Here is a 12541-nt window from a genome sequence, read left to right on the forward strand (position 1 = left end):
AGTCGGTTACTTTGCCAGAAGGACGCCGGGGGCATAGGCGATGAAGAACGGGTTGGCGAAGCCCTCCTTGCCATAGGTGAAAGGCGCGAGATCGTCGAAACGGACCATCTTGCCACCGGCACCGCGCAACACCGCATCGCCCGCCGCGGTGTCCCATTCCATCGTGCGCCCGAGCCGCGGATACAGATCCGCCTCGCCGGTGGCGACCAGACAGAATTTCAGCGACGAGCCCGCCGAGGTCAGATCGCGCGCGGCGTAACGGGCGAGGTAATCGTCCGTCGCCTGATCGCGGTGCGATTTCGACGCGACGATGCGCAGACCGCGGTTGTCGGGCACCGCGACCGAAATCGGACGCTGCTCGCCGGGCTTCGCCAGATCGAAGACCGGACCGACCTCCTCGACCGCGCGACCGTCGGCGAGGGTGTAGAACAGCCGCCCGCGCGCCGGGGCATAGACCACGCCACGGGTCGGCACGCCATCCTCGACATAGGCGATATTCACGGTGAAATCGCCGCGCCGCTGCACGAATTCCTTGGTGCCGTCGAGCGGGTCGACGATCAGGAAGGTGCTGACGTGCTGATCGTGGCTGTCGGCCTGTTCCTCGGTGACGATGGGGGTCTGCGGGAAGGCCTCGGCCAGCCCGGCCGAGATCAGCGCATCCGCCGCCTCGTCCGCCGCGGTGACCGGAGAGTTGTCCGACTTCAGATGGACGTCGAAATCCGGCCCCTCGTAGATCTCCATGATCTTCGCTCCGGCCTGAAGCGCGAGCAGCCGCATGACGTCGACGAGGCGGTTGTAATCCATCATTCCTCCGAACCGGCAAAGTGCCGTGGGTGCCCCCAAGTTATGGGATGCCGGGCCGGCAGGGGCAAGAGATATGCGCCCTCAGCCGCGCGACGGCGGCCGGATCGTGTCGCCGGGCTGGATCACCGGTTCGAGCTCGATCCGCTCGGGCGCGGCATCGGCAGAGGCGCCTTCGCAGGCACGGGCGGCAATGATCTGCGCCGCGCGCTGGCCGATCTCGCGCCGGCACGAATCCATCGTGGCGAGGCGGCGCGGCAGCCCCTGCAACAGCTCGACCCCGTTGAACCCGGCAAGGCCCAGCCGGCCGGGCACGTCATAGCCCTGCTCAAGGCACCACAACAGCCCGCCCGCACCGATCATGTCATTGGAATAATATAGAAAATCAAGATCGGGAGAGCGGCGCATCATGGCCTCGGTCATCTCGCGCCCCTTCAAAAGCGCCGAGCCCCCCGAGTAGAACTCGGTATCCTCGATGCCGAGGCCCGCCGCCGCCAGCCCCTCGCGAAAGCCTTCGAGGCGTTTGCGCGCCCGGTGATCCTCCGGCATCTTGGTGCCGAGAAAACCGATCCGGCGATAGCCCGAGGCGACGATCGCCTCCGCCATGTGCAGCCCGGCCCGGCGGTGCGAGATGCCGACCACGCTGTCCACGCCCTCGCCGTCGACATCCATGATCTCGACCACCGGGGCGCCGGCATTGGCCAGCATGGCACGCGCGGCCTCGGTATGTTCGAGGCCGGCGACCACCAGCCCCGCGGGGCGCCAGGACAGCATCTCGTAAAGCACCGATTCCTCGCGCGCCGGCGAGTAATTCGTCACCCCCACCACCGGTTGCAGCCCGGTCTCGTCGAGCTCGGCCGAAATCCCCGAGAGCACCTCGGGGAACACCAGGTTCGACAGCGACGGGATCACCACGCCGACCAGATTGACCCGCTGCGAAGCCAGTGCGCCGGCGATCTTGTTCGGCACGTAGCCGAGGGTGCGCGCCGCCTCCAGCACCTTGATGCGGGTCGTCTCTGACACGTCGCCGCGGTTGCGCAGCACCCGGCTGACCGTCATTTCCGACACGCCCGAGGCTTCGGAGACGTCGCGCAGGGTCAGCGGCCGGTGCGATGCGGAACGACGGGGATCGACGGGGGTGCGGGGCAAAGCGGAACCTCTCTTGCTCGTGATCCAGTATCGCCAATCGAATCTCTTGCGCAAGCCGTCCCGTTGCCCTATGTTAGCGATAACGGAACCAGACGAGACTCCGAAAAATCTGGAACCGAACTTGGCCGATCCGCGTGTAGACTCCGATCGTGGATATGGTGAAAAGGGGGGGCGCCGGGCCAAAACGCCCCCCTTACTCGCCCCCGGGCCGCACTTAACGAAATAGCAAGGTGTCAGGGGCGAGCGGATCATCCGTTCGCCCCTGATGCTGTGCCGCCCCTTTTTTCCCGTGCCCTGTCTTCCCTGCATGTCACCGCCGCGACGACGGCCGGGGTTTGTGCCGGCCGGGCCCTCCCCTGCCCGGCCTCCGACTCAGCCGACGCGGCGCAGCGGATGCAGCGCGGAACAGGACAGCTCTCCCTTGGGGCGGCGGATCACGATGATGGCGGGATTCTCGACGCCCTGCCGGCGCACCGTGCGGGCGAGCGTGCCGAGGCAACAGGTCACGATGCGCTGATCCGCCCCCGAGGCATGGCTGACGATCTCGACCGAAGCCCGGTCAGGCACCCCGGCGGCGAGAAGATTCGCCTCGATCCGCGCGGCCTGCGACACCCCCATGTAAAGCGCGAGCGTGGTGCCCGGCATCAGCATCGCGCCCCAGTCCGGCGCATCGTCGCCCGGACGGCAGGTGCCGGTCGCCAGAACCAGACGGTCGGTCTCGCCGCGTTCGGTCAGCGCCCGGCCGAGCGCGGCACCGGCCGCCGAGGCCGCGGTGACGCCCGGGACGATCTCGGTCGGGATGCCGTGACGGCGGGCGGCGGCCAGTTCCTCGGTCGCGCGGCCGAAGATGCCGGGATCGCCGCTTTTCAGCCGCACCACCCGCTTGCCCTGAAGCGCGGCGGCGACGATCACCGCGTCGATGCGCTCCTGCGGCCAGTCGCAGGCGCCGACCGCCTTGCCGACATAGATCCGTTCCGCCCCGGGGCGGGCATGGGCCAGAACCTCGGGATCGACGAGCCGGTCGTAGAAGATGACATCGGCCCGTTGCAGGCAGCGAAGCGCGCGCAGCGTCAGCAGATCCGCCGCCCCCGGCCCCGCACCGACCAGCGAGATCAGACCGCCCGGAACCGGCTGCGTCTGATCGCAGGTCGCGGAAGCGACAGGCGGATGCGAGGCGTTCAGCCCGCCGTCGAGCGCGCGCAGCACGGCCCGCAGCATCCGGCACAGCCCCTCGCGGCCCGCCGCGACCCAGCCGCGCAGCGTGGCCGGATCGGCCCCGGCAAGACGCGGACTCATCGGAAATGTCTTCATTGCCTTGCCCTTTCATCATTGCCTCGCGACCGTCGCGCGGGATGGAACCGGTGTCTCAGCAGGCCGCCGCGGCCCGCGCCTGCGCAAGAAGCGCCGCGATCTCGGGCCGGCAGGAGCCGCAGTTGGTGCCCGCGCGCAGCGCCTGTCCGACCGCCTCGACCGTGGTCAGACGCTCGGCCGCGATGGCGGCGAGGATCGTGTTCACCCCGACGTCGAAACAGGCGCAAACCGTGGCGCCGGGATCGGGCCGGTCGGCACCCGGACGGCCCGCCAGCAGCGCCGGCTGATCCTCGGCGCCGAGCAGCGCCGCGACATGGCCGCGCGCCACGGCGACAGGTTCTGTCGCGGTGAACAGCGCCGCCGCGACCCGACCATACTCCATCAGCGCGATCCGCGCGAAGCCTCGGGCCGGGTCGATCATCGACACGACCTGCGCCTCGGGCAGATCGAACAGCGTGCGGGCGAAGGCCTCCCAATCGGCGGCAGTGCCCGCGCCGGGCCGTTGCAACGCGGCAAGCTCGGTCCGCCAGCCGGCCTTCTCGCGCGATTGCGCCCAGTATTCGGTTGCGGGCTGCACCGGCCGCGTCGAAACGGCGAACCCATACCAGGCGGCGGCGAAAGGCGCGATGGCCACGGTGGCGCCCTTGCTCTCGGGCTGGCCCGAGACCGGATCGGTCACCCAGGGCACCAGCGCGTCGATCCGGCCGAGCGAGGCGGTCTCGCCCGTCCAGTGCATCGGCGCGAAGACCGAGCCGGGCTGCGCACGCCCGGTCACCAGAACGCGCAGCAGCGCCTCGCCGCAGCCGTTCGACAACCGGGCGATTCCCGCCGGCACCAGACCGAGGGCCGCGGCATCGTCCGGGTGAACCTCCAGATAGGGTTCGGCCATGTGCTGGCTGAGCCGGGGCGATTTCGCGGTGCGGGTCATGGTGTGCCAGTGATCGCGCACCCGCCCGGTGTTCAGCCGGTAGGGGGTTTCCGGCGCAAGGCGCGACACCGGCAGCGCCGGCACGATGGGCAGCATCCGGCCGCGCCCGTCGGGGGTGTAGAACTGCCCGTCGCCGAAGAACCGCCCACCCGAACGCGTCGCGCTCCGCGGCCAGACGAAGGGGTCGAGCGCGTCGTATTCCGCATCGCTGACCCCCGAGAGCGCCGAGATGTCGAAATCGCGCCCGAGCGCCCCCGCCACCCCCGACAGCGCGGCATATTCGCGAAAGATCGCCGCCGGCCCGTCGTAGTCGAAATCCTCGGCCCAGCCCATGCGCGCGGCCACGTCGCACAGGATGCGCCAGTCGTGCCGCGCCCCGCCCGGTGCGTCGAGCACCGGGCGCTGACGCGAGATGCAGCGCTCGGAATTGGTGACGGTGCCGTCCTTCTCGCCCCAGCCGGTGGCGGGCAGCAGAACGTCGGCCAGCCGCGTCGTGTCGGTATCGGCCAGCACGTCCGAGACCACGGTGAACGGGCAAGCGGCGATGGCGGCGCGCACCCGATCGGCCTCGGGCATCGAGACGGCGGGGTTGGTGCAGATGATCCACAGCGCCTTGATCCGGCCGTCCTCGACGGCGCGGAACATGTCGACGGCCTTCAGCCCCGGCCCCGGCGCCATCGTCGGGCTGGCCCAGAAGCCCTGAACCGCATCGCGATGGGCAGGGTTCTCGATGTCCAGATGACAGGCCAGCATGTTGGCGAGCCCGCCGACCTCGCGCCCGCCCATGGCGTTGGGCTGGCCGGTGACCGAGAACGGCCCCATCCCCGGTCGGCCGATCCGCCCGCTCGCCAGATGGCAGTTGATGATCGCGTTCACCTTGTCGGTGCCGCTCGACGACTGGTTGATGCCCTGGCTGTAGACCGTCACCACCCGTTCGGAGCCGATCCAGATGCGGGTGAAATCGGCGATCTGGCGCTCGCTCAGCCCGGTCAGGGCCGGATCGCTCGCGCGTGCGGCGGCCAGTGCCGCATCGAAGCCCGAGACATGCTCGGCGACGAAATCGCGATCCAGCGCCGCGCCATCGGCGATCTCGCACAGCAGCGCGTTGAACAGCGCCGCATCGCCGCCCGGCGCGACGGGCAGATGCAGATCGGCGATCTCGGCGGTGGCGGTGCGGCGCGGGTCGATCACCACCACCTTCAGCGCCGGGCGGTGCTTCTTCTCGGCGGCGATGCGCTGATACAGCACCGGGTGGCACCAGGCGAGGTTGGAGCCGACCAGAACGATGGTGTCGGCGGTCTCGAAATCCTCATACAGCCCCGGCACGGTATCGGTGCCGAAGGCGCGGCGGTGCCCGGCGACCGAGGACGCCATGCACAGCCGGGAATTGGTGTCGATGTTGCCCGAGCCGATGAAGCCTTTCATCAGCTTGTTGGCGACGTAGTAATCCTCGCTCAGCAGCTGGCCCGAGACGTAGAAGGCCACGCTGTCGGGGCCGTGCTCGGCGATGGCTTCACGGAACTTGCGCGCCACGAGGTCGATGGCTTCGTCCCAGCCCGCCTCCGCGCCGCCGATGCGCGGTTCGAGCAGCCGCCCCGAAAGGCCGACCGTCTCGCCGAGCGCGGAGCCCTTCGAGCACAGCTTCCCCTCGTTCGCCGGATGGGCGCGGTCGCCGCGCACATCGAGGCCGCCTTGCCCGTCCGGGCGCGCGATCACGCCGCAGCCGACGCCGCAATAGGGGCAGGTGGTGCGGATCTCGGGTCCGGTCAAGCGGGTCATCGGGGCCTCCGGTCTTTGGAAGAAATGGGGTCAGAGCCCCCCGCCGGCTCGGGCGGGGGCCACAGGTCAGGCCGGCGCGGTTCAGGCGGTTGCGCCGGCCGTCAGCCGCGCCGCGTCGAGGAGGATGCGCCCCGCCTCGACCCGGGCCGGATAGCTCGGCACAGAGCCCTGATCGGCCCCGAGCGCCTGCCCGGTCTCCAGGCTGAACACCCAGCCGTGCAGCGGGCAGGTCACCTTGTGGTCATGCACCAGACCGTCGGACAGCGGCCCCGCCTTGTGCGCGCAGCGGTCCGACAGCGCGAAGACCGCATCGTCGAGGGTGCGGAACACCGCCACGCAGCCATGCGCGGTCTTAACGACGCGCGCGCCCTGGCGCGGGATGTCCTCGAGTGCGCCGATGTCGATCCAGCTCATTCCGCGGCCTCCTTGGTCAGATCTGCAAGCGGGGTGTAAAGCGCCGCACGGGTGGCGACATGATCGGCCCAGGGGTCCTTCTGATAGACCGACTGCGAGATGTCGAAGCGCTCGATCAACGCCCGGCGGCTGTCGGGATCGTCGACCACGCGTTCCCGGATCCAGTCGAGGCCGCCGGTCTTGGCGATCCACTTGTGGGGCCGGTCGAGGTAGTTCGCGCCCTCGCGGTAGAGCTGCAGGAAGGCCACGGTGATGTCGATCACCTCGGCCTCGGTCGCGACCTTGGCAAGCGGTTCGGTCGCCTTCAGCTCGATCCCCGCGGCCCCGCCGACGCCGATCTCGTAGCCAGAGTCGACGCACACGACGCCCAGATCCTTGCAGGTCGCCTCGGCGCAGTTGCGCGGGCAGCCCGTCACCGCCAGCTTGAACTTGTGCGGCGTCCACGAGCCCCACAGCCGCTTCTCCAGCCTGATGCCGAGCCCGGTCGAATCCTGCGTGCCGAAGCGGCACCAGTCGGTTCCGACGCAGGTCTTCACCGTGCGCAGACCCTTGGTATAGGCGTGACCCGACACCATGCCCGCCGCCCCCAGATCGGCCCAGATCGACGGCAGATCCTCCTTGCGGATGCCCAGAAGGTCGATGCGCTGGCCGCCGGTGACCTTGACCGCCGCGCCGTATTTGTCGGCGGCATCCGCGATGGCGCGCAGCTCGTCGGCGTTGGTCATGCCGCCGAACATCCGCGGCATCACCGAATAGGTGCCGTCCTTCTGGATGTTGCCGTGGTTGCGCTCGTTCACGAAGCGGCTTTGCAGATCGTCGCGATATTCGAGCGGCCATTCCACCAGCAGATAGAAGTTCAGCGCCGGCCGGCACGAGGGGCAGCCGTCGGGCGTCTTCCAGCCCAGCTCCTGCATCACCTCGGGCATCGACTTCAGCGACTTCGAGCGGATCAGCCGGCGCAGTTCCTCATGCGTCAGATCGGTGCAGCCGCAGACCGGCTTCACCGCCGGCTTGACGAACTCGCCCCCGAGGGTGAGCGCCAGAACCTGCTCGACCAGACCCGAGCACCCGCCGCACGACCCCGAGGCCTTGGTGCAGATCTTGATCGCGTCGAGCGTATGCGCGCCGCCCTCGATCGCCTTGACGATCATTCCCTTGCTGACGCCGTTGCAACCGCAGATCTCTGCCTCATCCGGCAAGGCTGCAACGGCCGCCATAGGGTCCGCGGGCGCGCCCCCCTGGAAGCCCGGCCCGAAGATCAGCGTCTCGCGCATCGCCGAGACATCGGCGCCGTCCTTCATCAGCCCGTAGAACCAGTTACCGTCGGCGGTGTCGCCATACATCACCGCGCCGATGATCCGGTCGTCCTTGAGCACGAGGCGCTTGTAGACGCCGCGCGCCGGGTCGCGGAACACGATGTCCTCGCGGCCCTCGCCCTCGGCGAAATCGCCCGCCGAGAACAGATCGCAGCCGGTCACCTTCAGCTTGGTCGAGACCTCGCGCGGCACGAAGGCGGCGCTTTGCCCGAGCAGCGTCTGCGCCGCGACCTTCGCCTGATCGTAAAGCGGCGCGACCAGACCGAAGAGCTGGCCCTCGAACTCGACGCATTCGCCGAGCGCGAGCACATCCGGGTCCGAGGTGGTCATCGTCGCATCGACCGCGATGGCGCGGCCGGTGGTCAGCCCGGCCTCGCGGCCGAGCGCCGCCGCCGGACGGATGCCCACCGCCATCACCAGGATGTCGCAGGCGATCTCGGTGCCGTCTTCCAGACGCAGCGCCGCGACCTTGCCGTCCTGACCGACGATTTCCTTCGAGTTCGCGCCGCACAGCACCTCGATGCCGCGCTCGCCAAGCGCACGGCGCAGCAGATAGCCCGCCGCCGGATCGAGCTGACGCTCCATCAGATGGCCCGGCAGATGCACCACCGTCACTTCCATGCCGCGCAGCCGCAGACCGGCCGCCGCCTCAAGACCCAGCAGACCGCCGCCGATCACCACCGCGCGCCGCCCGGGGCCCGCCGCCGCGATCATCCGGTTGGTGTCGTCGAGGTCGCGATAGGCGACCACGCCGTCGAGATCGTGGCCCGGCAGCGGCACGATGAACGGGTTGGAGCCGGTGGCGATCACCAGCTTGTCATAGGGCACTTCATCGCCCGAGGCGCCGAGCACCACCTTGCGGGCGCGGTCGATGGCGGTGACGCGCTCGCCGAAGCGGCAGTGCACGCCGTGGCGCGCATACCAATCCGCATCGTGGGTGACGATCTCGTCATAGCTCTTCTCGCCCGACAGCACCGGCGAGAGCATGATGCGGTTGTAGTTGCCGCGCGGCTCCGCATTGAACAGGGTGACGTCAAACTCACCCGGCGCCGCCTCGAACAGGTGTTCGAGCATCCGCCCAGAGGCCATGCCGGCCCCGATCACGACCAGTTTCTGCATCGCTGACTCCTTCAGATGTACCAGGCGACGATGTGGGAAAGTTCGCCATCGCGATGGATCGGCAGCGCCACCATCAGGTTGTAACCGGCCGCCAGACCCGGACGGGCCGACAGCACCACGGGAAGGCCGGTGCCCAGCACCTGGCCGATCGGGCCTTGCCAGACCTGCACGCGGGGCGGGTTGTCCTCGTCCCACAGCGGGCCGTCGCGGTCGCAGATGCCGTCGGTCAGCTCGGCCCCGCCGGCGGCGCCGACGCGCGCGGCGCGGGCGTCCCAGATCTCGAACCGGTGCGCGATGGGCGTGCCCGCGGCCGACAGCAGCGCGACGACGCAGCTGTCATCGCCCGGCAGCGGCACCGGCAGGCCAAGCCCGGTGCTCAGCCCCGCGGCGCCCGCGCTTTCCGAGCGGATGAAGCTGTAGCCCGACCCGAGGTCGCGCATCAGGATCGGCGCGCGCGCCGCCCAGACACCGCCCGGCAGGCCCTGGCCCTTCGGAAAATGCGTGTGCTGGCTGACCCATTCGAACTGCCGCGCCGCGCCGTAATAGCCATCGGCCAGCATCAGAAGACCGTCCTGACCGCGCCAGACCTCGATCGCCCCGGTCGCGGTCTCGTCGCCCGCGCACAGCACCACCAGCACGGCGAGGAGCTTCTTGCCGTCGAACACCGGCAGCGCCACCGCGGCGGTCAGACCGGCCTCGCGGGCCGCCTCGGCGCGCAGGAAATAGCTGCCGTCGAAGGACTTGAGCACCACCGGGCGCTCCTCGTCCCAGGCCTTGCCCGGCAGACCCTCGCCCCGGGCGAAGCTTTGCCGGATCGAGGCGGCCTCGAACGCGGTCAGATCGGCGTAATCGCCGCCGCCATGGACCAGACGGTCGCCCGAGGGCAGCCAGACTTCGGTCGCGGCGATGAACGGGCGGGGGGTGGCGAGGATCGCGGTATCCATCATGCAGCCTCGATCTTGGCGGTTTTCGGTTTCGGGGCCGGGGTATGGCCCTTCTCGTATTCGGCGAGGAAGCTCAGCACCTGCTCGCGGTAGCGGTAGTAATCCGGGTGTTCGAGCAGCGCCTTGCGGGTGCGCGGACGGGGCAGATCGACCTCCATCACCCGGCCGATGGTGGCGCGCGGGCCGTTGGTCATCATCACCACCCGGTCGGCGAGCAAGATCGCCTCGTCGACGTCATGGGTGACGCAGACCGCGGTGACGCGGGTGCGCGACCACACTTCCATCAGCACATCCTGCAGCTCCCAGCGGGTCAGGCTGTCGAGCATCCCGAACGGCTCGTCGAGCAGCAGCAGCTTCGGCGAGAGCGCGAAGGCGCGGGCGATGCCGACGCGCTGACGCATCCCGTTCGACATCTCGGAGGCGGGCTTGTCCATCGCGTCGCCCAGCCCCACCCGTTCGAGGTAGTAATCGACCACATCCTGACGCTCGGCCCGGCTGGCCTTCGGGTAAACCTTGTCGACGCCCACCGCGACGTTCTCGCGCGCGCTGAGCCAGGGAAACAGCGAGGGCGACTGAAACACCACCGCGCGCTCGGGATCGGCGCCCTTCACCTCGTAACCGTCGAGCTTGATGCCGCCTTTCGAGACATCGTTCAGCCCGGCGGTCATCGTCAGCACCGTCGACTTGCCGCAGCCCGAATGCCCGATCAGCGAGACGAACTCGCCCTTCTTCAGGCTCAGGTTGAAATCCTCGACCACGGTCAGCGGACCCTTGGGCGTGGGGTAGATCTTGTGCAGATGCGCATATTCGAGATAGCGGTCCTCGAGCGCCGAACGCGCCGCCTCGGACAGCGCCTTGGGCAGGGCGTGAAGCGGCAGCACGTCGGGCAGGACGCGCGTCCCCTCGGCATGGGCCTGCTGGCCGGCATCCATCAGATAGCGCGTCACCGCACCGCGCAGCTCCTTGAACGCCGGATCGTGGTTCATCGCACCGCGCTCGCGCGGGCGGGGCAGATCGACGCGGAACGCCGCGCCGAGCGTGCCATCGGGATTGAGCGGGATGATCCGGTCGGCGAGGATGATCGCCTCGTCGACATCGTTGGTGATGAGAACGCAGGTCTTGCGGTCGGCCTGCCACAGCGCCTCGATCTCGTCGGCGAGGTTCGCCCGCGTCAGCGCGTCGAGCGCGCTCAGCGGCTCGTCGAGGAGCAGCACCTCGGGGTTCATCGCCAGGGCCCGCGCCACGTTGACGCGCTGACGCATACCGCCCGACAGCTCCGCCGGACGGCGGGTCTTGGCGTGCGAAAGGCCCACCATCGCGACATAGCGGTCGACCTTCGCGCGACGCTCGGCCGCCGGCAGATCCGGGAACACCGTGTCGACGGCGAGGGCGACATTGCCGTCGACGCTCAGCCAGGGCATCAGCGAGTAGTTCTGGAAGATCACGCCGCGCTCCGGCCCCGGGCCGGCGATCGGCTTGCCCTTGAACAGAACCTCGCCCGAGCTCGGCCGCTCAAGCCCCGCCATCAGGTTGATCAGCGTGGTCTTGCCGGTGCCCGAGAAGCCGAGCAGCACGACGAACTCGCCTTCGGTGACGCTCAGGTCGATGCCGCGCAGCACGTCCGTCTTGCCGGGGCCTTCGCCGAAGCTCTTGGTGACGTTACGGAATTCGAGAATGGCCATGGCGCTCACCGATTGTTCGAGAAGGTGAACATCGCCTGGATCGCATACATCACCCGGTCGAGCGCGAAGCCGATGATGCCGATGGTGAACACCGCGACCATGATCTTGGCGAGCGACTGCGAGGAGCCGTTCTAGAACTCGTCCCAGACGAACTTGCCGAGGCCGGGGTTCTGCGCCAGCATCTCGGCGGCGATCAGCACCATCCAGCCCACGCCGAGGCTGAGACGCAGCCCGGTGAAGATCAGCGGCAGAGCCGAGGGCAGCACCAGCTTGGTGATCTTGGTCCAGGTGCCCATCTTCAGCACCTTCGACACGTTCACCAGATCCTTGTCGATCGAGGCGACGCCGAGCGCGGTGTTGATGATCGTCGGCCAGATCGAGCACAGCGTGACCGTGATCGCCGAGATCAGGAAGCTCTTGGAGAACCAGCCATCCGTCGTGGTGTAAAGCGCCGAGACCACCATCGTCACGATCGGCAGCCAGGCGAGCGGCGAGACCGGCTTGAAGATCTGGATCAGCGGGTTCATCGCGGCATTCGCGGTCTTCGACAGGCCGGCGAAGATGCCGAGCGGAATGGCGATGGCCGAGCCGAGCAGGAAGCCGAAGAACACCGTCTTGATCGAGGTCAGGATCTGGTCGGGATAGGTAGGCTTGCCGAGGTAGTCGCGCCATTTCACCTGATCGGCATGGCCTTCGGAGACCAGCTTGGCGTTGCGCTCTTTCTGGCGGTCATAGAAGGCATCGGCGCGGGCCTGCTCCTGCACGTGATCCTGATAGAGCACCTCGGCCTGCGCCCAGACCGCGGCCGGCCCGGGGATCGCGCCAAGCGAGGTCTGCACCTTCGGCGCGAGCGCGGCCCAGACCGCAAGGAACACCATGATCGCGGTCAGCGGCACGCCGAGAAGCTGCCAGATCTCCTTCGCCTGAGCGCGCGGGTTGTCGCCGGCGATGGCGCGCAGGATCGGGGTCAGCCAGCTCAGCCCGAGAACACGGAGCCAGGCGTCGGCGCGGGTGATGCGGGAGAACAGCTTCTCGCGCCGGGCCTCGCGGGCCGCGTCGACGCTCAGGGCTTCTGGACCGGTGGCGGTCATGGCGGAT

General features: G+C 68.9%; 9 protein-coding genes. All 9 read right to left on the reverse strand.

Annotation, left to right across the window (positions count from 1 at the left end; all coding sequences use genetic code 11):
• Positions 1-6: 6 nt before the first annotated feature.
• The 9 genes from cysQ to CG50_RS03275 all read right to left on the reverse strand — a co-directional run bounded on the left by cysQ (position 7) and on the right by CG50_RS03275 (position 12534).
• Positions 7-804 (reverse strand): 3'(2'),5'-bisphosphate nucleotidase CysQ, encoded by a 798-nt coding sequence (gene cysQ / locus CG50_RS03235; RefSeq protein WP_036635200.1) that lies wholly within the window; start codon positions 802-804, stop codon positions 7-9.
• Positions 805-885: 81 nt separating this feature from the next.
• Positions 886-1950, reverse strand: a complete 1065-nt coding sequence (locus CG50_RS03240) for a LacI family DNA-binding transcriptional regulator (protein WP_051909427.1) — start codon at positions 1948-1950, stop codon at positions 886-888.
• Between the two features lie 372 nt (positions 1951-2322).
• A complete protein-coding gene (cobA, locus tag CG50_RS03245) occupies positions 2323-3246 on the reverse strand; it encodes a uroporphyrinogen-III C-methyltransferase (protein WP_245615578.1) in 924 nt (307 codons plus the stop codon).
• Between the two features lie 70 nt (positions 3247-3316).
• On the reverse strand, positions 3317-5968 hold the full coding sequence (locus CG50_RS03250; protein WP_036635203.1) for a nitrate reductase: 2652 nt from the start codon (positions 5966-5968) through the stop codon (positions 3317-3319).
• Positions 5969-6049: 81 nt separating this feature from the next.
• Complete coding sequence (nirD, locus tag CG50_RS03255) at positions 6050-6382, reverse strand: nitrite reductase small subunit NirD (RefSeq protein WP_036635205.1); 333 nt, start codon at positions 6380-6382, stop codon at positions 6050-6052.
• Positions 6379-8817 (reverse strand): nitrite reductase large subunit NirB, encoded by a 2439-nt coding sequence (gene nirB / locus CG50_RS03260; RefSeq protein WP_036635207.1) that lies wholly within the window; start codon positions 8815-8817, stop codon positions 6379-6381. Before nirB ends, nirD begins: the two co-directional genes overlap by 4 nt.
• 11 nt (positions 8818-8828) lie before the next feature.
• Positions 8829-9764: a GAF domain-containing protein gene (locus CG50_RS03265; protein ID WP_245615580.1), complete on the reverse strand. Its 936-nt coding sequence runs from the start codon at positions 9762-9764 to the stop codon at positions 8829-8831.
• Positions 9761-11443 carry an ABC transporter ATP-binding protein gene (locus CG50_RS03270; protein WP_036635210.1) on the reverse strand — a complete coding sequence of 561 codons (1683 nt, stop codon included), beginning with the start codon at positions 11441-11443 and terminating at the stop codon, positions 9761-9763. Before CG50_RS03270 ends, CG50_RS03265 begins: the two co-directional genes overlap by 4 nt.
• A gap of 131 nt (positions 11444-11574) precedes the next feature.
• Positions 11575-12534 carry an ABC transporter permease gene (locus CG50_RS03275; RefSeq protein WP_394297130.1) on the reverse strand — a complete coding sequence of 320 codons (960 nt, stop codon included), beginning with the start codon at positions 12532-12534 and terminating at the stop codon, positions 11575-11577.
• Positions 12535-12541 lie beyond the last annotated feature (7 nt).

It is taken from the genome of Paenirhodobacter enshiensis, from assembly GCF_000740785.1.
Lineage (GTDB): Bacteria > Pseudomonadota > Alphaproteobacteria > Rhodobacterales > Rhodobacteraceae > Rhodobacter > Rhodobacter enshiensis.